Consider the following 19,945-nt stretch of genomic DNA (forward strand, 5'->3'; position numbering starts at 1 on the left):
GCCCAAGTCGTCTCAGTCGACGTTCTCCCGGAGTTCCATCGCCGTCTGCAGCTCGCGGAGCACCTCGTCGGGCTCCTGCATGAGTCGTTTCCACGTGAAGATCAGCGGCAGCCAGTCGGCGTTGACCAGCGCGTTGGTGACCTTCTGGTCGCGTTCCCAGCGGTCGTAGTCGTGGTGGAACGCCCAGCCGTGCAACTCCACGGCGATCCGGTGCTCCGGGAAGACGAAGTCGAGTCGGTAGGGGCCGAACTCGACCTGCTGCCTCCATCCGGTGATTCCGTGCCGGCGCAGGAACCGGACGAACTTGCGTTCCAATTCGGACTCGGAGACGTCGTCGGCCGCTGCCAGGATCGTGCGCGCCGCAGCCATACCGTGTGCGCCGCAGTTCCGATCGAGGGCCGCGTGCAATTGTTTCAGTGTGACCAGGCGTCGTTGCAGAGTCCGATCCATGATCTCCACTCCGTCGTCGCGTTCGGCCGCGACCATGAGAACAGTGAGAGGCAGTGCGACCGAGTCGACGCCGTGCACGCTCGTGAGATCCTCGGCGGGGAACGTACGCCGACGGATCTGTGTCGGGATGCTGCAGCCTCTGCTGCCGTGCGCCGACCTCGGCACCGACAGGCTGACCCGGGTGCCGGGTCGATCGATCAGATCGTGGAGCCAGGCGGCCGACGTTCGATCTGCGACACCGCCGTGCGACGCCACGGCTATCCGGATCGCGGCCATATCCGACATCGGGTGTTCCGCGGACAGATGAACCGACGGGCCCCGCGAGGCCCACAGTCCCGATGAGGTCTTGCGGTAGACCTGACGTCTGGTCATCCCCAGCGACCCGGCCTGTCCGGTCGTGATGACTCCGTCGTGAGCCGCGAGAAATCGCGCCACCTTCACTGCTGTCGAATCGTTGTCCCCCATACTCAGTCAGACGCGACGACTGCCGATCCGGTTCCGTCGCGTGCATCCCGGGTGTGTCGGCTCGACTGTTCGCAGTCGGGCACTCGAAACGACCGTGGCGGTCGTTTCGAGTGCCGAAATGCAGACAGGCCCCGATCAGACCTTCGAGAAGTGCCTGATCGTGTCCGTCTCGACGGTGCCGAAAGCGCCGTTGGCGATGGGGGAGGACAGGAACGACGGCAGACCGGCGCCGCCGAGTTCCATCGCGAACTTCCAAATCAGTCTGCACCCGTGGTCGGCCGGTGAGACCTCGGTGTACTCGCCGAACCTGCGCAGGCCGGGGATGTTGGCGCGTATGCCGCGGAATCCGTGGCGGTAGGTCGAGGTCGCCGGGTCCTCGTCCCAGATGAAGAACTCCTCGTCCATCTTGACGACGCCGGGTGCGAGGACCACCGAGCGCGTCGTGCCGACACCGTGCGGCTCGGGTGAGGTGAAGGTGACCGACGTCAGTGCTCGGCACCAGTCGAGTGTGTTCTGCCGAGTGAACTCCGCCCACGCCGTCTCCGATGCGACGGGCAGCGCCACGTCGATCTGGTAGCGCATGGGAGCGGTGTCGTAGAACTGCTCGTCGAAGGGTGCGAGATCGTATGTCATGCCGCGCAGTGTAGTGCCCGTGACGGCGCCGGACCGGTCCTGACTGGGGTCGATCGCGCGATCGGCTTCTGCCACAACAATATTCACACAGATGTGTGCGGACATTGATGTGTGCATACAGCAGGGTTGACGGTGTGGACGAGACGCGTTGGGAACCTCTGGAGTGGGGCACGTACGCGCACTCGCTGGGACATCGTCTCGTCGTGATCCGCAAGATCAGGAAGTACTCCCAAGAAGATCTCGCCGAGCGCGCGGGTCTGCACCGCAATCAGATCTCGAACCTCGAGCGGGGCACGGGCAACGGTGGGCTCCGGGTGTCCGATCCGGTGCTGTCCACCGTGTATCGGCTTGCGCGAGCGCTCGACGTGCCGCCCGCCTACCTGTTGCCGGATCTGCGGTCGCCCGTCGCGCTCCGCTCTGCCGAACAGACTTCGCGTATCGAATTGTCCGCGGTCGAGGTGCAGTTGCGCGACCTGCTGGAGCGACAGTTCGGCGACGGCGCGTAATCACGTCGTAGACGTGACTCGTAGACGCCACTCGTAGACGCCGAAGCGGCGGCACCGGATGAGAGTCCGATGCCGCCGCTTCGGCGTGTCTGTCAGGAGTGGTACGGCTCAGCGCTGACGAGCGTGACCGTGACCGTGGCGCCGCTCGGCACCGTGTAGCTGCGGCTCTCGCCGACGGTCGCGTCGATGATCGCCGCACCGAGCGGGGAACTCGGCGAGTAGATCTCGAGGTCGCTGGACGACCCCTCTTCGCGTGTGGCGATCAGGAAGGTCTCCTTGTCGGACTCGTCGCCGTCGTAGTAGACGGTGACGACCGAGCCCGGAAGGGCGACGCCCGACTGAGTCGGCGCCTCGCCGACCTTGGCGTTGTTCAGCAGATCCTGCAGCTGGCGAATGCGCGCCTCCTGCTGTCCCTGCTCCTCACGGGCTGCATGGTAGCCGCCGTTCTCCTTGAGGTCGCCTTCTTCACGACGCTCATTGATCTCGGCGGCAATGACTGGGCGATTCGCGATCAGCGAATCCAGCTCACCCTTCAGGCGGTCGTACGACTCGGGCGTCAACCAGGTCACCTGGGAATCAGTCATCGTGGTCTCCTTTGCTGTCCGCGAATGGACTGCTCTAAATGCAGCAGCACGACCTCTCGCGAGGTCGTGCGCCGTTCATCATATCAGTTCGTGTGGTTCAAGGCACACGCGGCGAAGTGTGGTCGCCGTTCATCAGAGCCTCACGATACGACGGCTCGGCCCGTTTGAGGAAACCCACGACCGCATACGTGATGGGCATGACAACCACTTCGACGAGGGTCTTCCACACGAAACCGATCACCACGTAGTTGATGAAGTCCGACCATGTGCTGATGCCGATCGCCGTGGCCGCGATGGAGCAGAACACCAGCGTGTCGAAGAACTCGCCGACGACGGTCGAGGAGATCAGACGTGCCCACAGGTGTCGCTCGCCGGCTCGTTCCTTCATCTTGACCAGCACGTACGAGTTCAGCAGCTCGCCGACGACGTAGCCGGCAAGGCCGGCGGCGACGATCTGCGGAACCGACCCGAGGACGGTGTCGAACGACGACTGGCCGTCGTAGAAGTCGGCGGCGGGCAGTTTGATGGCGATCCAGAAGCACAGCGAGGCGAGCAGGATCACGACGAAGCCCGCCGCGACGGTGCGACGCATCGCCCGGAAGCCGTACACCTCGCTGATCACGTCGCCGATCACGTAGCTGAGCGGGAACATGAAGAACGCGCCGTCGGTCACCAGTCCGTTGACGTGCAGCGGTCCGAGGTCGAAGTGCAGCCAGCCGTCGAACAGCACGACGGCCTTGGTCGCCGCGATGTTGCTGATCAGCATGATGCCGACGAACAACGCGGTCAGAATCGGAAAGTACGGGCTGGAGATGCGCGCGAAGACGGCGCGCCCGACGGTGGTGGTCATGCGGCGGGCTTCAGATACGGGGGAACGGATGTGCTGCAGCCGAAGACCTCACCGATGACGGCGGGTTCCGACGTGTGCACCTCGGTCTTGGCGCCGACCTGCGTCTCGCCGCCCGCGGGCACGAGGACTTCGCGGCGACCGACCTCGGCGCCGTCCTGATTGCGGGCGCGCACGACGCAGGCGACGGCCTCGTCGGGATCGGCCCGGTTCACCGTGTACTGCACCGACACGGTGTCCGACGACACGATCTCGAAGGCGGTCGCGTCGCCCGACACCGCCGGATCGGCGAATCGGTCGTACGCGAAATACGCGATGGCGACTCCGATCACAACGACGCCGATCGAGAGCACGTAGAACCATCGTTTCCTGCTCGATGGAGTCTGTTCGGTCGGATATGTCGCGCGGGGACCGCTGTGCGGGGTGGGGCCGATGCCGCCCCCGTCTGAACTGCTCACGTGTCAATACCTACCATGAGTACTAACAGCGAGCGAAGGTGAGGAAGCGTGAGCGAACACGCGAACGGTCTGCGTCTCATGGCCGTGCACGCACATCCCGATGACGAATCGAGTAAGGCGGCCGCGACCTTGGCGAAGTACGCCGCCGAGGGACACGACGTGATGGTCGTGACCCTCACGGGCGGCGAGCGCGGCGACGTGCTCAACCCGGCGATGGACCGTCCGGGCGTGCTGGAGAATCTGCCGGAGGTGCGACGCGAGGAGATGGCGAAGGCCGCGGCCGCACTGGGCGTGCAACACCACTGGCTCGGCTACATGGACTCCGGTCTGCCCGAGGGCGATCCGATGCCGCCCCTGCCGGAGGACTGTTTCGCACTGGTGCCGCTCGAGGAGTCGACCGGCCGTCTCGTCGAAGTGATCCGTTCGTTCCGGCCGCACGTGATCATCACCTACGACGAGAACGGCGGCTATCCGCATCCAGACCACATCCGCTGCCACGAGGTCTCGGTCGCGGCGTTCGACGCCGCAGGCGATGCCGAGCAGTACCCGGACGCCGGCGAGCCGTGGACTCCGCTGAAGCTGTACTACACGCACGGATTCATTCGTGCCCGCATCAAGCGGTTCGCCGAGGCCTTCGACGCCGAGGGCCGGGAGAACCCGTTCGCCGAATGGCTGAGCAAGTGGAGGACCGACCAGGGCGATCTGATGGCGCGAGTGACCACCCAGGTCACCTGCGGCGACTACTTCGGTCAGCGCGATGACGCGCTCCGCGCCCACGCCACCCAGGTGGACCCGAACGGATTCTTCTTCGCGGTGCCGCTGGAGTGGCAGCGGGAGATGTGGCCGACCGAGGAGTTCGAGTTGGCCCAGACGAGGGTGAAGACGTCGATCCCCGAGACCGACCTCTTCGCGGGAATCGAGCAGGTATGAGTCTGTCAGCATGGGCGAGCAGCGCGGTGGTGCTGGCGGCCGATCAGGAGCCCAAGGGCCCCGAGTTCGGCAAGGCGTCGCCCCTGGGGCTTCTCATCATCATCGTGCTGCTCGTCGCGGTGTTCCTGCTGATCCGCTCGATGAATCGTCAGCTCAAGAAGCTTCCAGAGAGTTTCGACACCGATCATCCCGAAGCCGATCAAGCCTTCGACGAGGGCACCGAGGCGTCAGCGGCCGATGAACCGGACCCCGGCGAGACCGAGTCGAAATCGGATGCAGGGGGATCGTCGTAGGCGCATTCGTGGCTGAACGGCGCCGCTCGACCCGGGATGATGACGACGGGTAGTCCGTGGGCCGACCACCTCCGTGGCACGCTGGAGTAATGGCGAATCGTCTCGGACAGTCCACGTCTCCGTACCTGCGACAGCATGCGGACAATCCGGTGCACTGGCAGGAGTGGGGCGACGAGGCGTTCGCGCAGGCCCGTGAACGGGACGTGCCGATCCTGCTCAGTGTCGGCTACGCCGCCTGCCACTGGTGCCATGTCATGGCGCACGAGAGCTTCGAGAACGCCGAGCTCGCCGCGCGGATGAACTCGGGCTTCGTGTGCGTCAAAGTCGACCGCGAGGAACGCCCCGACATCGACGCGATCTACATGGCCGCGACTGTCGCGATGACCGGCCAGGGCGGCTGGCCGATGACCTGCTTCCTCACCCCGGACGGAGACCCGTTCTACTGCGGCACCTACTTCCCGCCGCACGCACGGAACGGGCAGCCCGGCTTCGGCGAACTGCTCGACGCGGTGACCGGGACGTGGACCACCCGCCGCGACGAGGTCGACGTCGCAGCGGGAAAGATCACCGAGCACCTGCGTGCCACCGCACAGAATCTGCCCGACGGTCCGCCGCTCGACGTCCAACTGCTCGCCGACGCCGTCGCCGCGATCGCGGCCGACGAAGACCAGGTGCACGGAGGGTTCGGCGGGGCGCCGAAGTTCCCGCCGTCGAACATCCTCGAAGGGCTGATCCGCGCCGCCGAGTACACCGACGACCAGACCGCTCTCGACGTCGCGACCCGAACGCTGCATGCGATGGCCCGCGGCGGAGTCTACGACCAGCTGGCAGGCGGTTTCGCGCGGTACGCCGTCGATGCGGCCTGGGTGGTGCCGCACTTCGAGAAGATGCTGTACGACAACGGCCTCCTACTGCGCGCCTACGCGCACCTGGCCCGCCGCACCGGCGACCCGCTGGCCCTGCGAGTCACACAGGAGACGGTCGCCTTCCTCGATGAGCAGCTGTGGACCGGCCGCGGCTACGCATCGTCGTTGGACGCCGACACCGAAGGCGTCGAGGGACTCACCTACGTGTGGACGCCCGACGAGTTCGCTCAGATCCTCGGCGACGATGCGCAGTGGGCGGCGCAGACCTTCACAGTGACCGCGGGCGGAACGTTCGAGCACGGAGCGTCGACGCTGCAACTCCTGCGCGACCCCGACGACATGGACCGATACGAGTCGGTTCGCGTCCGACTCCGGGAGGTCCGTGCGCGGCGACCGCAGCCCGACCGCGACGACAAGGTGGTGACCGGTTGGAACGCGTTCGCGATCACCGCGCTCGCCGAGGCCGGAGCCGGCCTGGATCGGCCCGACTGGATCGACCGCGCGCGACAGACCGCCGCGGGCCTGCTCGACCTGCACCTGGTGGACGGCGATCTGCGACGGTCTTCGCTCGACGGTGAGGTCGGTGTGCCGCTCGGAGCGCTCGACGACTACGCGGCGCTGGTCACGGCACTGCTGACCCTGCACTCGGTGACCGGCGAAGACCGATGGCGCACAGCCGGACTGCAGATCTGCGACCGTGCGATCGAAGTGTTCGCCGACGATGAGCCCGGTGCCTGGTTCGACGCGCATCCGCGCGCGGACCTGCTCCTGCGCCCTCGCGATCCGGTCGACGGCGCGACCCCGGCCGGGGCGTCACTCATGGCCGAGGCGCTCGTCGCCGCCACCGCCGTCGCCGACCTCGACGCGCAGTCCCGGTACGCCGATCTCGCCGCCGCGACTCTCTCGCGCGCGGGCATCGTCCTGGCCAAGGCTCCCCGATCGGCCGGACACTGGCTGACGGTGGCTCAGACGTACGTGGCCGGCCCGCTGCAGATCGGGGTGGCCCAGGCCCCCGACAGCGACGGAGCGATGGCCGCTCGGCTGCGGCGTCGTGCGCCCGGCGGCGTGCTGGTGATCGCGGGTGAACAGGACTCTCAGCCGCTGCTGACCGGGCGCGGTCCCGTCCCCACCGGCGGCCGTCTCCGCGACGCCGCCTACGTATGCCGAGGCCAGGTGTGCGACCTGCCGGTCACCGATGTCGACGGAGCGCGCTTGCGGTGACACGGTGCGGCGGCGGTTCCGGGCGGTGGACGGGGGTGCATTCGACACGTCGTCGGCGCGGTGCTACCGTCGACGACGTGTCCAACACCTCGTATTGGCGGTTCTTTATCCAGGCTCCGGGTGAGCCTGCGATGAAGCGGTAATACGCGCGTCGAAGACCCGGAGCCTGAAGCAGTGACCACTCGGTCGCTGCTTCTGTCGTTTCCGGGATGGATCACGCACAGTGAAGCGTTTCGGATACGGCGCCGGTAGATCAGATACCCCGCGATATGCGCACCGAAAGGCGACAACCCGTGACCATCACGACTCCCGAAGCAACCAGTACCGCGACGTCCGACCGGCGGGTGGTCGCATTCTCGCCGATTCCGTCGCCGCGCGAGTTGCTGGCCGAACTCCCGCTGACCGACCGTCGCGCCGAGGTCGTGGCCCGCGACCGCGAGGAGATCGCCGCGATCATCGCCGGCCGCGACGACCGGATGATCGTCGTCGTCGGGCCGTGCTCGGTGCACGACCCCGAGGCCGCCCTCGACTACGCGCGGCGTCTGGCACCGCTGGCCGCCGAATACGCCGACACCCTGAAGATCGTGATGCGCGTGTACTTCGAGAAGCCGCGCACCACCGTCGGATGGAAGGGCCTGATCAACGATCCGGGCATGGACGAGACCTACGACGTGGAGCGCGGTCTGCGTACGGCGCGCCGACTGCTGCTCGACGTGATCGACCTCGGGCTGCCCGTCGGCTGTGAGTTCCTGGAGCCGACCAGCCCGCAGTACATCGCCGACACCGTCGCCTGGGGCGCGATCGGCGCACGTACCACCGAGTCGCAGGTGCACCGCCAGTTGGCGTCGGGGCTGTCGATGCCGATCGGCTTCAAGAACGGCACCGACGGCAACGTGCAGGTGGCCATCGACGGCGCGCAGGCCGCGGCCGCCCCGCACGTGTTCTTCGGCGTCGACGACGCCGGGCGCGGCGCCGTGGTGCAGACCTCGGGCAACGAGGACTGCCACATCATCCTGCGCGGCGGCACCCCCGGGCCGAACTACGATGCCGCCTCGGTCACCGCGGCCGTCGCCGCACTGGCGAACGCCGGACAGTCGCCGAAGGTGATGGTCGACTGCTCGCACGCCAACTCGGGCAAGGACCACGAGCGCCAGGCGGTCGTGGCCGTCGAGGTGGCGAACGAGTTCGCCGCACGACGGGCCGCGGGCGAGCCGGTCCGTCTGTCCGGCGTGATGCTGGAGAGCTTCATCGAGCCCGGCAACCAGCCCGTGCCGTCCGACGCCGACGGCCGCGCCGCCCTCGTCTACGGCAAATCGGTCACCGACAAGTGCATGGGCTGGGACGCCAGCGTCGACGTGCTCCAGGCGTTGGCTCGAGCCGCTCGGTGACTGACGACCCGCGGTGACCGATGGCGCGCGCTGCGGTCACGTCGCGATCGAGAACTGTTTGATCTTGCGGTAGATCGTGGCGCGACTCAGACCGAGGGACTCGGCGGCCGCGCGCTTGTTGTAGTCGTTCTCGGTGAGTGCTCGGACGATGGCGTCCCGTTCGAGCGCCTCCATCTGCGAGAGTGTGTGCCGGCCGAAGGTCCGGCACACCGGCGGCAGCTGATCGACCTCGATCACCCCTGCTCGCTGCTGTCGGACCACCATCGCGAGTATGTTCCGGAGCTCGGCGACGTTCCCGGGCCATCCGTACTTGGCGAGCTGACGCATCGCGGCCGGCGACATGCTCACGTCGTCGCCGCGCGTCAGGCGCCGTAGGAGCAGGGGGACGAGGTCCTGGAGGTCTTCGACGCGGTATCGCAGCGACGGGACGCCGATGGTCCGCATGAACATCGGCAGAAGCACGGTGTCGAGGGTCGTGTCACCGTCGCTGATGTCGGCGGTCATGCCGAGCCACCCGTCGTCGACCTTGTCCGAGACGAGCGCCGCGATGTGCTCGACCGTGTCGGCGTCGAGGGTGTCGATATCGCGGAGCACGATGTTGAAGCCCTCGTGGTCGAGCTCGTCGGCGAGTTCGACCAACCCGTCCCCGGTGGACAGATGTTCCGGCGCGAACACGCGGACGTGACCGGATCGGTGGACCTCGGCGGCGGCCTTGAGCGCCGAGCATCGGCCGGTGCCGCGTTCGCCCGCGGCGACCGCCCACTGCGATGTCTCCAGCGCGCGCAGCAGATCCGAGCAGGTCTGCCGCCACATGGAGCTCCGACCGACCATGCCGGGGAGCGACACCGGGACTCGGCGGACGTTCGGCCGCGTGGCCGCGGCCTCCACGACGTGCACGGTGAACAGGGCCGCCGCATCCATCGTCTCGATCGTGTCGACTCGTGTGATTCGCACCGTGATCCCGCTGGGGAGTTCGTCGACAGTCGAGCGGGTCGCCGTCGACGTGGCGTCGACGGCGTGCTCGATCAGCGCCGACTGGTCGGTCGACTCGATGGTCCGACGGAGCCGCTGATTCATCAGGACGAGATCGTCGCTCACCGCGAGGACCATGGTGCCGACGTGTCGGCGGCAGGCGACGTTGTAGGCCTGCAGAAGCGCCGACTGCACGGTGCCGCTGAACTCGAGGAGACGATCCTCGATCTGTTTGGCGGCCGACAATGCGAGCGTCATCATGAGACCGCCGCCGTGCTCGATGCGGCCGGTCAGGTCGAGGACACCCAACAGGCGTCCGCTCGTCGGGTCGACGATGGGCACACCGGCGCACGCGAGGTCGACGAGCGACTCCCGGTAGTGTTCGGCGCCGACGACGAGCGTCGGCTTCCTCGTCTCGAGTGTGGTCCCGATGCCGTTGGTGCCGACCGAGCTCTCCGAATAACTGAATCCGGGTGCGAGGTGGACGGTGTCGAGGTCGCGGCCGAGGCGCCCGACGGCGCCGGCCCGGCTGAGGACGACACCGTCGTCGGATGTGAGGATGGCGCTGACCGGTTCGGCCTCGAGCCCTTCGGCGAGTCGACGCATGATCGGACGTGCGGCCTGGACGAGGGGACTGTCGAGCTCGGGCTCCCGGATGAACGGCAGGTCGACCGGATCGACCGACACCTCCATGGCTTTGGATCTTCGCCACGAGTTGAAGATCGATTCGCGCACACCGCTCGACAGCGCCTCTTCCGAGAGAAAGCGGTATCGGACCGCGGTGAGATCGAGTTCAGGCATGGTTCTCTCTTTCAGACGACTGGGCTTGGGCCGTCCTCCTCTAGATTATGACGTAAGTCACGCTGGGGTGTCTCACTCTGAGACGATCCTCGCGTGGGTCAATGCTCTGTGGTGTGTTCTCGCCCGGTGGTTCGAGGCCGGGCTGGACAGAGAACAGTGCTGAGGGCGGGGCGGTGAAGACTTCCGGGGAATCATCTTCACCACCCCGCCCTCAGCGCGGCAGGATCGACAGGTCAGACCTGCAACTCGCCCATCTCCGACCACCCGTCGCCGTCGACCTCGCGGCTGATGATCCGCGGGGTCTCCTTCAGTGCCGGGCGCATCGCGTCGAGGCCGTCCTTGAAGTGCTGCGCGTTGACGTGCGCGCCTCCGGCGTCACCGTCGGCGAAGGCTTCGACGAGGGCGAACTCCGACGGGTCGTCGGTGCTGCGGAACCAGTCGAACCAGAGATTCCCGGGTTCGCCGCGGGTCGCTTCGGTGAAGGGCCGGGTGCGGTCGAGCCAACCGTCGACGTGCTCGTCCTTCACCTTGAATCGGACGACGATGAAGATCATGGCTGCTCCTCAGTAGATGTTGGACGGTCGGACCATGCCTTCGGCGAGGTCGCCGAAGCCGGGCGCCTCGATGGCGCCGGGGTGTCCCATCACCTCTTCGACGACGGCGGTCTCGGTCGTCAGGATCAGTGCCGCGATCGACGCCGCGCTCTCGAGGGCGGCGCGGGTGACGTTCGTCGGGTCCATGATGCCCGCCTCGAACATGTCCTCGTATCCGCCGGTGAGAGCGTTGAATCCGTGGCCGGACGGCAGTTCGGAGACGACGTCGACGACAGCGTCGCCCTCGTAGCCCGCGTTGAGGGCGATCCAGCGGAGCGGTTCGAACAGGGACGCGCGGACCACGGCGACACCGACCCCCTCGTCCTCGTCGGCGGTGAGTCCTTCGAGCACCCGGTGCGACTGTGCCAGTGCGGTGCCGCCGCCGGCGACCACACCCGAGTCGACCGCGGCCTGGGTGGCGGCCAATGCGTCCTCGACGCGGAGCATGCGCTCCTTGAGTTCGACGCTGGTGTAGCCGCCGACTCGGATCACGGCGACGCGGCCGGTCAGGCGAGCGATGCGCAGTTCGAGGCTGTCCCGGTCGGCGTCGATGCGGGCGCGGTCGAACTGGGCGCGGAGCTGCCCGACGCGGGCGTCGATCAGCGACTGGTCGCCGGTGGCGCCGACGATCGTCGTCGCATTCTCGGTGACGGTGACGCGACTGCAGCGTCCGAGATGCTCGCCGGTCACCTCCGACAGTTCGACGCCGGTGTCCTTGGCGATGACGTGACCGCCGAGCGCGATCGCGAGGTCCTCGAGTTCGGCGACGCGGCGGTGACCGAAGCCGGGGGCGCGCACGACCACCGAGCGCATGTGGTTGTGCATGTTGCCGCCGACGAGGAACTGGAGCGCGGGTCCGTCGACGTCTTCGGCGAGGACCAGCAGCGGACGATCGGCCCGCTTGGCCGCCTCGACGGTGGGCATGATGTCCTGCACCGAGGTGATCTTCTTGTTGGTCAACAGGATCACCGGGTCGTCCAGGACCGCCTCCATGCGCTCCTGGTCGGTCACCATGTAGCCGGAGATGTAGCCGTGATCGAATTCGATGCCGTCGACCACCTCGACGGTCAGCCCGGGGGCGTCGGACTCCTCGGTGGTGATGACACCGGTGTCGCCCGCGTAGACGACGGCGTCGGCGATCGCCGAACCGATCACGTCGTCGTCGCTGGCGGCCAGCGAGGCGACGCGCAACAGATCCTCGCGTTCGCCGATGGTGACCGATTGGCCGCCGAGCGCGTCGAGGACGGTCTCGACAGCACGTTCGATGCCGCGTCGAACGCGCATCGGGTTGGCTCCGTCCTCGACGGCCCGGAGACCCTCGCGCACCATGGCCTGGGCGAGGACTGTGGCGGTGGTGGTGCCGTCGCCGACGACACCGTTGGTCTTCATCGCGACCTCCTTCACCAGCTGTGCGCCCATGTTGGCGAACGGCTCGCGCAACTGGATCTCCCTGGCGATGGTCACGCCGTCGTTGGTGATGGTCGGTGGACCGGTCAGCTTCTCCAGAACCGCATTGCGACCCTTGGGTCCGAGGGTCACCTTGACGGCGTCGGCGAGGGCGTTGACCCCTCGCTCCAGGAGAACTCGTGCGTCAGCGTTGTACCGCAGCTCTTTAGCCATGATCGAAAGCCTTTCGGTGGACAGAATCCGGTGAGAAAGAGGGGAATGACACCAGTGCCGTGGTCGGCACTAGGGGATGAGGATGGCGCGTCCTCGGACCTTGCCCGCGTCGAGGTCGGCGAGCGCTGTCGCGAAGTCGGCGAGTGGGTAGGTGCTGGTGTGGAGCTTCACTTTGCCCTGTGCGGCCAGGACCATGAGCTCCCCGAGATCGTTGTACGACCCGACGAGGTTGCCGATGAAATTGATCTCGGTGGAGATGATGTCGATCGTCGGGACGTCGATGTTCTCGCCGTAGCCGACCACGTAATAGCTGCCGGCCCGGCGGAGCATCGCGACGCCCTCGGCGGTGGCACCGCCTTCGCCGACGAAGTCCAGGACTGCTTCGGCACCGTGGCCGCCGGTCATCTCGAGGATCTTCTCGACATGGGTTCCGTCGGCGACGATGCCGTGGTTGGCGCCGACCTCGACGGCCAGCGCCACCGCGTCCGGGTTGCGGTCCACGACGACGATCGTGACGCCGCTGATCGCGGACAGGACTTGGATGCCGATGTGGCCGAGGCCGCCCGCGCCGATCACGACGCAGGTCTGTCCCGGTCGAGTGTCTCGGGCCACTTTCGCGGCCGCGTGGTAGGCGGTCAGGCCCGCGTCCGCGAGCGCCGCGACGTCGGCGGGCTCCAGCGAGTCGTCGAGTCTGACGACGCTGCGCGCAGTGGTCTTCAGATACTCGGCGTACCCGCCGTCGGTGTCGATGCCCGGGAACTGCTGGTTCTCGCAGTGGACGTCGTCCCCGGCGCGGCAGGCCCGGCACAGCCCGCAGGTGATCAGCGGATGCAGGATCACCTTGTCGCCGACAGCGACGTTGGTGACCGCGGAGCCGATCTCCTCGACCCAGCCGGCGTTCTCGTGACCGATCGTGTACGGCAACGCGACCTGTGATTTCGCTTCCCACTGGCCCTCGAGGACGTGCAGGTCGGTGCGGCACACGCCGGCGCCGCCGATCCGCACGATCACGTCCAGGGGTCCGCTGACCTCGGGTTTGTCGATCTCGGTCAGTTCCATCGGCTGGTGGTAGCCGACGACGCGTACAGCTTTCATTGCTTCTCCCGGGTGTTCGTGATGAGCGGGCCCGAGGTGCCGTCGCACTCGTCGCCCTCATAGCGGGTGGCCAGCACCCCGCGGCACCAGTGGCCGTTGCCTTCGATGGAGATCCGGACCGAGCGCGCGAACCGGAGTTTCACCGGGATCTCGTCGTCGGGGATCGGATGCCCGTGATCGTCCACCAGGACGCGGCTGTTGGGGCAGGCGGACAGGCCTATCGCCACGCGGCGACGCAGCAGTGCCGTCTTGTACTGGCCGGACGGAAGGTCACGCAACAGGACCTTGCCGACGGCCTCGTTGGTGGTGCCGCCCGCCTTGATGAGGGAGGTCAGCGAGCGTTCCATCGCGGCCGTGTGGGCTTTGCGCATGAACGTCAGGCGGAGTTCGTCGAGACTGTCCTGCGCCTCGTGACCGAACGTCCCGCGGTATCCGGCGTGCGCGGCCAGGCCGGCGTTGATCTTGTCGCTGTCGTGGTGATCGTCGAGCATCACGCGCACGATGCCGATGTCGTCGATCATCTCCAGGGCGTCCAACGCGTCGGAGGCCATCAGGTACGCGAAGTTCGGCGAGCAGAACGCGGTCGGAAGCCGCAGATGGACCTCCACGCCCTGGTCGTCGACCGCGACGGAGCGCACGAAGTACAGGTCGGTGATGGGTTCGTCGAGCTCGGGGTCGATCACGGTGTCGAGTGCGGCCATGATGGCCGCCTCCAGAGACGGTGCGTCGGGGCTCGACCGGCGGGAGGTCGGCCGTTCATCCAGAGTGGTCATGGCAGCGGCCTCACGCATTCGCGCCGACGGGAGTCTTGATCTTCAACTCCTCGGGGACCTGGATGTGCGGGTACAGATTCACCGCGTTCAGGCCCAACACCTTGCGCTTCTGATCGAGGGTGATCGGCGCGTACTCGGTCATGTCCTCCGGGATCTGGAAGTCGACGAACTGCTCGATCAGCCACTTCGGCGTCCACAGCGCGTAGTCGCTGGAGAAGATGATCCGGTCCTCGTCGAGCCAGTACAGAAGCTCGCCCATCATCTGCGCGAAGTACCGCGGACGAGTGTGGATGAACGGCATCGCCACCGCCATGCCCGCGTACACGTTCGGCTCCTGCGTGGCGATCCAGCAGAAGTCCTCGAGACGGGGCAGCCCGATGTGCTCGACGACGAAGTTCAGATCGAGGTAGTCGGTGGCCACCTTGTCGACGTCGGCGACATCGAACGCGTCGCGGTCGAGCGGACGGATCGTCGGTCCCTTGTGGACGTGGATGTTCTTGACGCCGAGTTCCTGCGCGACATCGAGGTACTTGCGCGACCACATGTCGTCGAGCTTGTAGCCACGCGATTCGCCGTGCCATTCGGCGGTGTACAGCTTGACGCCGGTGAAGCCGTACTTGGCGTGCGCCTTGCGCATCTCGGTGATGCCGTCCTCACCGTCGCGCGGATCGTAGGCGTAATTGTGAGTGAGCTTGCCCGGGTTGGCCTCGACGAGGTCCTGGGTCTCACGGAACTGTGAGAAGTTCGTCTCGTAGAAGTCCCGCAGCAGCGTGGTCTGGAAGATCGCGTGATCGACGTATCCGTCTTCGAACAGATCCTTCATCAGACGCTTGCCGCCGTAATAGAGATAGGTCTCGTAGTCCCACTTCTCCGATTCCGGACTCAAGTTCGAGTGGTAATCGAAGAAGCAGTCGATGAACTGCTTGCCGTGAATGTTCGACTGGTTCTGCGGACGCGCGTCCCACAAGTGCACGTGTGCGTCGACAATGAAGAATTTCTCGCCGTTCTTCTCATACATGACAGGACTCCTACAGGTTGGGCTGAAATCGAAATAGTGGTGAAACTGTGGTGGCCCGCCGGGGATCGAGATGATTCTCGGTCCCCGGCGGGAGTATGTGCGCGACTAACTCGTCGCGGTCAGATCGAATCCGATGAACTCGGCGGCGTCTTCGGGGCTGGCGAAGAGCATCGTCTTATCGTCGAGGTGGACCATGCGGCCGTAGTGGGTGGACGAGATCTCCTCGAACACCGATCCGTCGAAGTCCTCGCCGAGCGCGTCGGTGAGTTCGTCGTAGTCGAACTCGATCCGATCGGTGCCGTCGACGCGGATCATCGACGGGTACTCGGTCAGCGAGACGCCGTCCTTGGCGCCCATCACGTCGGCGACGACGCGGCCGATCGGGGTGTTCATCAGGGTGACACCGCACATGTTCGAGAACTCTGTGGCGGCTCCGAATTCCATGCTCACTTGTTCAACTCCTTCGGGATCTCGACCTCGATGGATTCGAGGACTTCGGCGAACTTCGCCTTGGCGGCGTCCATGCTCGTGGCGAACGTCACCGACTTCTCGGCCGGCTGCGACCAGATCGGCTGCAGGGCGTTCGCCGCGTCCAGGCAGCGCGGCACCCATTCGGCCATCCACTCGGCGAACAACGCCTTGTTCGCCTCGCCGTGCTCGTCGTCGCGCGAGAGCATCCGGAACAGATTGCGGGTGTACGCGAGGTCACGCGCGTAGTCGTGTTCGCCGGTGCCGACGATGGTCGGAGTGATGTAGTCGCCGTTGCGCGCGGCGACCTGCATCACCAGCTCGCTGCGGAACAGCGATCCGACGAGCTGCTCGAACACGATGTTGGTGACGAACAGCAGCTTGCACCAGTCGCCGATCGCGGTGAGGCGCTCGACGGCCTCACGAGTGGGCTGCCACTCGGGTGCGTTGCGCCAGACATCGATGTGCGCGCTGCCGTCGAAATCCGCCACCTCGTCGTCCAGATCGAGGTTGAACAGCGCCAGGTCCTGGGCGAACCGCATCTTGTGCGCGGCGTTCACCGCGACCGCGGTGTTGATCATGTTGACCGGACCGGATCGCTGAATCGACGTGAACACATGCAGGGCCATTCCGTTCTCGGCGTGCATCCAGGCGCCGAGGTTGCGTTCGATGAAGTTCAGCCAGGGCCGATTCCACCCGCTGTAGGCATGCGCCCGCTTGGCGTTGGTCAGACACAGCTCCACCTGGTGGACCACCGCCGAATTGTTGCGGTAGATGGTCTGATCCCACTCCTCGTTGGGATCGCGGAAGGCGTGCCAATCGCTCGACTGCGCCGTCGTCCATTCCTTCGGATAGCCGCCGGGACCGTCGCCGAACCCGTAGATCCACCCCTGCGTCAGATACCGGTCGGGGTCGGGCTGCACGTCGACGGTGACGTCCTCGTACATCGTGGCCCGCTTCTTGACCGGCTCGAAATAGCTGTACTTCCTGCTCTTGGAACTCGGGAAGTCCAGCGCGCCGGCCTCGGCGTCGGTGAACTCGATGCTGGGGAAACTACGTTCCTTGGGTGCTGTTGGTGCGGACATGCGTTGTCATCCTGTCGTTACGGCCAGTCGATGTGGGCTGGCGAGTCAAAGGCGAATGCGTCAGTCGAACGCGGGGCTGGTGAACTTGTCGTAGAAGACCTGGTCCTTCGGGACTGCCTTGGCCTCGGCGAGGGCTAGTGCCGCGTCGACCATCGGCGGAGGACCGCAGAGATACACCTCCGTCCTGTTCAATTCGGGTTCGGCCTGGTCGACGACGTCGGTCACGTTGCCCTGGGCGACGGTGACGCCGTCGGGCGGAGAGTCCATCGATTCGGACAGGCACGCGGTGAACGTGAAGTCGGGCAGGTGTGCGCCGAGGCGTTCGATCTCATCGAGGTAGAACAGGTCGGCGGCGGTGCGTGCGCCGTAGTAGAAGCGGATCGGGCGCGTGAGCCCGATCTCGCTGGCGTGTCGCAGGAGGGCGAGCACGGGGGCCATGCCCGCGCCGCCACCCATCAGGACGATCGGCAGCACGTGTCCGTCCTTGATCGTGAACGAGCCGTACGGCCCGGTGATCGCGAGCTGCCCGCCGGCTTCGAGCGACTCGTCGAGCATGCCGGCGAACACGCCGCCCGGATACTTCTTGATCAGGAACTCGAGCTGTTTCGGGTTCGACGGTGTCGTCGCCAGGGAGAACGACCGGGTGTTCTCCTCGTCGCCGGGAATGTGGATGTCGCAGAACTGGCCTGCTTTGAACTCGAATTCGGCGGGCTCGGTCAGATCGAGCTTGAGGGACACGATGTCGCCGGTCATCGGGGTGATCGACGTGATCGTCGTCGTGATGTCTTGGATCGGGGCGCCGCCGAGAAGCTCGTCCTCGTCGAAGTTGAGGAGTTCGATCTCGCAGTCGTCGTACGCCCAGGTCTTGCACAGGAGGACATAGCCCTCATCGGCTTCGGCGTCGTTGCAGGCGAAGGTTGAATGGCCGTCCATCTGAACATCGCCGTCGAGCACATAGCTCTTGCAGGCGGAGCAACGGCCCTCGCGGCAACCGTGCATCAAGTGAATGCCCTGACGGAAGGCGGCGTCGAGGATGGTCTCGTCTTCGGTCACTTCCATCTCGATGTCGACGGGGACGAAGGTGACGCGATGGGTCTCGCTCACGGAGTTTCTCCTGGGTGTGTCGGGTGGGGGTCTCGACTCCGCTCGACCAGCAGTCGGGTCGAGCGGAGCGAACCGGGTGATCGAGCGGAGTCGAGAACCCGAGGGACTATGCGCGCGAGTAGTACTCGGCGGCCACCGTGTCAGCGCGGTAGTCGTCCAAGTGCTTCTTGCGGTCCTCGTCGCTCATCTCGTTGAGCAGCACGTTCGGGCTCTGGAACGTGATGCCGCGGATGTCGTCGAGGGTCCACATCTTCTTCGGATCGTCGAGATGCAGGTGCGGCTGACCGATGAGGGTCTTGCCGTCGTCGCGGACGTATCCGAGGTTGCTGACCACATCCGCCAGATCGGTGTCGTGGTGCAGCGTCTCCCACTCGCGGAAACCGGTGAGACGACCCATGTTCGGGGTCTCGCGGCCTTCGTACTCGCCGCGGAACGCGGTGGTGTCGGTCCAGCGGCAGGTCTCCGAGCAGTAGGTGCGCCACTGACCGTCGACCTTGTCCTCGACCAGATCCTCGCGAATCAGGCAGGGGACCATGCACGTCCAGCAGCGGTGCGGGTACTGGTAGCCCACGTCCTCGAACGCGATGGGCTTGTTGCGGCCCGGGTACGCGAGGCGGTTGTAGTTCTCCCACCACTTGCCGAACTTGCTGTACCAGCCCGGGTACTTCTCTTCGAACCACTCGAAGTCGGCGTCGGTCATGGCGTCGATGCGCCAGTAGTTGACCGGCCAGCCGGTGGCGAAGAAGCGGGCGACCTCGTGGACGTAGTGCTTCTCGGTGATCCGCTTCCACGACTCCTCGACCAGATCGTGCGGGATGGTGAGCCCGTACTTCTCCAGCGGCAGCAGGTAGCTGCGGTAGTAGTCGTCGTAGATCCAGCGACGCCACATCTCGGCGTAGCTCTCGCGGTCCTTGCGGCGGTCCTTGGTGCCGTACTCGATGAAGGTTCCGATCGCGGCGTCCACGACGCAGTGGTTGTTCCACCACGCGTAGCGAAGGTCGCGCTCGAGAAGCGGACGGTTGCGCTCGTCGGCCAGCGCCATCAGGAGGATGGAGTAGCCGTTCGAGATGTGGCGGGACTCGTCGGACTGGACCGAGTGGAAGACCGTCGGCAACAGGTAGTCGCCGTTGGCTGCGGCCTCGTCGGGCATGGCGACGAACAACGTGTTGGTGAACGCGGTCTCGGCGACCACCGTCAGGTAGATGTTGGCCGCGGTGATCGCGTCACCGGTGATGAATCCCTCACCGAACTGCCGGCCGATGGTGCCCGCGTAGTTGTTCGCGAACGCCTTCTCGGTGATGTCGAATCCGGCGGGATCGATGTAGTTGTTCATGTACAGCTTCTTCAGATTCATCTGAATCGTCGAATGCCGTACCTCGTCGATCATCTGAACGGCGAGACCGTTGTGGATCTCGGGGTTCGGAACAGCGTCGATGGCCATGGGCATGGCACGGGCCGCCGAGATCTCCGGGAACGGAATGATCGACAGGAACAGCTTCTGCCATTCGAGCCACCGCTCCTGAACCTGACGGAACATGTTTCCGCGAATAGCTCCGTCCATCGCGCCGTAGACGCGATTGTCCTTCTCCTCCTCCATCGGGAAGTACGAACGCATGATCTGCTTGAGCGGGTCCTTCTTGGGGGCCTTCTCAAATGTGTAGTCGGTGCCGAATCGTGTCGCCGGGGTGGCGAAAGTCGGTTCCCACGACAATTCGGTGATCTTTGCATGAGCCTTGGTAAGGCTTTGCCTGCTCAAAATGCGCCTCCTCATTGTG

20 protein-coding genes are annotated in these 19,945 nt (G+C 65.9%); 5 read left to right on the forward strand and 15 right to left on the reverse strand.

Annotation, left to right across the window (positions count from 1 at the left end; all coding sequences use genetic code 11):
- Positions 1–12: 12 nt before the first annotated feature.
- Both BKA16_RS10200 and BKA16_RS10205 read right to left on the reverse strand, forming a co-directional pair.
- Complete coding sequence (locus BKA16_RS10200; RefSeq protein WP_343067358.1) at positions 13–885, reverse strand: DUF559 domain-containing protein; 873 nt, start codon at positions 883–885, stop codon at positions 13–15.
- A gap of 165 nt (positions 886–1,050) precedes the next feature.
- Positions 1,051–1,548, reverse strand: coding sequence for an SRPBCC family protein (locus tag BKA16_RS10205; protein WP_183370544.1), 498 nt, complete (start codon positions 1,546–1,548; stop codon positions 1,051–1,053).
- A gap of 134 nt (positions 1,549–1,682) precedes the next feature.
- On the opposite strand from BKA16_RS10205, the gene BKA16_RS10210 reads away from it, so the two are divergent.
- Complete coding sequence (locus tag BKA16_RS10210; protein ID WP_343067359.1) at positions 1,683–2,054, forward strand: helix-turn-helix domain-containing protein; 372 nt, start codon at positions 1,683–1,685, stop codon at positions 2,052–2,054.
- A 92-nt stretch (positions 2,055–2,146) separates the two neighbouring features.
- Here the strand turns inward: BKA16_RS10210 and greA are convergent, their stop codons facing one another.
- The 3 genes from greA to BKA16_RS10225 all read right to left on the reverse strand — a co-directional run bounded on the left by greA (position 2,147) and on the right by BKA16_RS10225 (position 3,943).
- On the reverse strand, positions 2,147–2,638 hold the full coding sequence (gene greA, locus BKA16_RS10215) for a transcription elongation factor GreA (protein WP_183370546.1): 492 nt from the start codon (positions 2,636–2,638) through the stop codon (positions 2,147–2,149).
- A gap of 97 nt (positions 2,639–2,735) precedes the next feature.
- Positions 2,736–3,488 (reverse strand): queuosine precursor transporter, encoded by a 753-nt coding sequence (locus tag BKA16_RS10220; protein WP_183370547.1) that lies wholly within the window; start codon positions 3,486–3,488, stop codon positions 2,736–2,738.
- Positions 3,485–3,943 (reverse strand): DUF4307 domain-containing protein, encoded by a 459-nt coding sequence (locus BKA16_RS10225; protein ID WP_183370548.1) that lies wholly within the window; start codon positions 3,941–3,943, stop codon positions 3,485–3,487. The genes BKA16_RS10220 and BKA16_RS10225 overlap by 4 nt, the downstream gene beginning before the upstream one ends.
- Before the next feature lie 78 nt (positions 3,944–4,021).
- Here BKA16_RS10225 and mca point away from each other — a divergent pair, with 78 nt between their 5' ends.
- The 4 genes from mca to BKA16_RS10245 all read left to right on the forward strand — a co-directional run bounded on the left by mca (position 4,022) and on the right by BKA16_RS10245 (position 8,641).
- Complete coding sequence (gene mca, locus BKA16_RS10230) at positions 4,022–4,873, forward strand: mycothiol conjugate amidase Mca (RefSeq protein ID WP_183372999.1); 852 nt, start codon at positions 4,022–4,024, stop codon at positions 4,871–4,873.
- The gene (locus BKA16_RS10235) at positions 4,870–5,166 is read left to right on the forward strand and encodes a hypothetical protein (protein ID WP_183370549.1); all 297 of its coding nucleotides are present in this window, start codon (positions 4,870–4,872) and stop codon (positions 5,164–5,166) included. The genes mca and BKA16_RS10235 overlap by 4 nt, the downstream gene beginning before the upstream one ends.
- Before the next feature lie 89 nt (positions 5,167–5,255).
- A complete protein-coding gene (locus BKA16_RS10240) occupies positions 5,256–7,253 on the forward strand; it encodes a thioredoxin domain-containing protein (protein ID WP_183370550.1) in 1,998 nt (665 codons plus the stop codon).
- A 269-nt stretch (positions 7,254–7,522) separates the two neighbouring features.
- The gene (locus tag BKA16_RS10245) at positions 7,523–8,641 is read left to right on the forward strand and encodes a 3-deoxy-7-phosphoheptulonate synthase (protein ID WP_183370551.1); all 1,119 of its coding nucleotides are present in this window, start codon (positions 7,523–7,525) and stop codon (positions 8,639–8,641) included.
- A 36-nt stretch (positions 8,642–8,677) separates the two neighbouring features.
- Here the strand turns inward: BKA16_RS10245 and BKA16_RS10250 are convergent, their stop codons facing one another.
- From BKA16_RS10250 to BKA16_RS10295, 10 genes are all read right to left on the reverse strand, one after another.
- Complete coding sequence (locus tag BKA16_RS10250) at positions 8,678–10,414, reverse strand: sigma-54-dependent Fis family transcriptional regulator (RefSeq protein WP_183370552.1); 1,737 nt, start codon at positions 10,412–10,414, stop codon at positions 8,678–8,680.
- Positions 10,415–10,647: 233 nt separating this feature from the next.
- Complete coding sequence (locus tag BKA16_RS10255) at positions 10,648–10,968, reverse strand: putative quinol monooxygenase (RefSeq protein WP_183370553.1); 321 nt, start codon at positions 10,966–10,968, stop codon at positions 10,648–10,650.
- Positions 10,969–10,977: 9 nt separating this feature from the next.
- Positions 10,978–12,627, reverse strand: coding sequence for a chaperonin GroEL (gene groL / locus BKA16_RS10260; protein WP_183370554.1), 1,650 nt, complete (start codon positions 12,625–12,627; stop codon positions 10,978–10,980).
- A gap of 69 nt (positions 12,628–12,696) precedes the next feature.
- The gene (locus tag BKA16_RS10265) at positions 12,697–13,722 is read right to left on the reverse strand and encodes an NAD(P)-dependent alcohol dehydrogenase (protein WP_183370555.1); all 1,026 of its coding nucleotides are present in this window, start codon (positions 13,720–13,722) and stop codon (positions 12,697–12,699) included.
- On the reverse strand, positions 13,719–14,495 hold the full coding sequence (locus BKA16_RS10270) for an iron-sulfur cluster assembly protein (protein ID WP_183370556.1): 777 nt from the start codon (positions 14,493–14,495) through the stop codon (positions 13,719–13,721). The genes BKA16_RS10265 and BKA16_RS10270 overlap by 4 nt, the downstream gene beginning before the upstream one ends.
- Positions 14,496–14,505: 10 nt before the next feature.
- On the reverse strand, positions 14,506–15,513 hold the full coding sequence (locus BKA16_RS10275) for an amidohydrolase family protein (RefSeq protein ID WP_183370557.1): 1,008 nt from the start codon (positions 15,511–15,513) through the stop codon (positions 14,506–14,508).
- Between the two features lie 105 nt (positions 15,514–15,618).
- Positions 15,619–15,957 (reverse strand): propane 2-monooxygenase effector subunit MimD, encoded by a 339-nt coding sequence (mimD, locus tag BKA16_RS10280; RefSeq protein WP_183373000.1) that lies wholly within the window; start codon positions 15,955–15,957, stop codon positions 15,619–15,621.
- 2 nt (positions 15,958–15,959) lie between these two features.
- Positions 15,960–17,066, reverse strand: coding sequence for an aromatic/alkene monooxygenase hydroxylase subunit beta (locus BKA16_RS10285; RefSeq protein WP_183370558.1), 1,107 nt, complete (start codon positions 17,064–17,066; stop codon positions 15,960–15,962).
- Between the two features lie 60 nt (positions 17,067–17,126).
- Entirely contained in the window at positions 17,127–18,170 is a 1,044-nt protein-coding gene (locus tag BKA16_RS10290; protein ID WP_183370559.1) for a 2Fe-2S iron-sulfur cluster-binding protein, read from the reverse strand.
- A gap of 106 nt (positions 18,171–18,276) precedes the next feature.
- On the reverse strand, positions 18,277–19,926 hold the full coding sequence (locus tag BKA16_RS10295; protein WP_183370560.1) for an aromatic/alkene/methane monooxygenase hydroxylase/oxygenase subunit alpha: 1,650 nt from the start codon (positions 19,924–19,926) through the stop codon (positions 18,277–18,279).
- Positions 19,927–19,945 lie beyond the last annotated feature (19 nt).

Origin of the sequence: Gordonia humi (genome assembly GCF_014197435.1) — a bacterium.
Classification (GTDB): Bacteria; Actinomycetota; Actinomycetes; order Mycobacteriales; family Mycobacteriaceae; genus Gordonia; species Gordonia humi.

Coding starts and splice junctions, on each gene's coding strand:
- BKA16_RS10205 (WP_183370544.1), bottom strand. CDS start 1,548: ATGACATACGATCTCGCACCCTTCGACGAGCAGTTCTACGACACCGCT.
- greA (WP_183370546.1), bottom strand. CDS start 2,638: ATGACTGATTCCCAGGTGACCTGGTTGACGCCCGAGTCGTACGACCGC.
- BKA16_RS10220 (WP_183370547.1), bottom strand. CDS start 3,488: ATGACCACCACCGTCGGGCGCGCCGTCTTCGCGCGCATCTCCAGCCCG.
- mca (WP_183372999.1), top strand. CDS start 4,022: ATGGCCGTGCACGCACATCCCGATGACGAATCGAGTAAGGCGGCCGCG.
- BKA16_RS10235 (WP_183370549.1), top strand. CDS start 4,870: ATGAGTCTGTCAGCATGGGCGAGCAGCGCGGTGGTGCTGGCGGCCGAT.
- BKA16_RS10240 (WP_183370550.1), top strand. CDS start 5,256: ATGGCGAATCGTCTCGGACAGTCCACGTCTCCGTACCTGCGACAGCAT.
- BKA16_RS10245 (WP_183370551.1), top strand. CDS start 7,523: ATGCGCACCGAAAGGCGACAACCCGTGACCATCACGACTCCCGAAGCA.
- BKA16_RS10250 (WP_183370552.1), bottom strand. CDS start 10,414: ATGCCTGAACTCGATCTCACCGCGGTCCGATACCGCTTTCTCTCGGAA.
- BKA16_RS10255 (WP_183370553.1), bottom strand. CDS start 10,968: ATGATCTTCATCGTCGTCCGATTCAAGGTGAAGGACGAGCACGTCGAC.
- groL (WP_183370554.1), bottom strand. CDS start 12,627: ATGGCTAAAGAGCTGCGGTACAACGCTGACGCACGAGTTCTCCTGGAG.
- BKA16_RS10265 (WP_183370555.1), bottom strand. CDS start 13,722: ATGAAAGCTGTACGCGTCGTCGGCTACCACCAGCCGATGGAACTGACC.
- BKA16_RS10270 (WP_183370556.1), bottom strand. CDS start 14,495: ATGACCACTCTGGATGAACGGCCGACCTCCCGCCGGTCGAGCCCCGAC.
- BKA16_RS10275 (WP_183370557.1), bottom strand. CDS start 15,513: ATGTATGAGAAGAACGGCGAGAAATTCTTCATTGTCGACGCACACGTG.
- mimD (WP_183373000.1), bottom strand. CDS start 15,957: ATGGAATTCGGAGCCGCCACAGAGTTCTCGAACATGTGCGGTGTCACC.
- BKA16_RS10285 (WP_183370558.1), bottom strand. CDS start 17,066: ATGTCCGCACCAACAGCACCCAAGGAACGTAGTTTCCCCAGCATCGAG.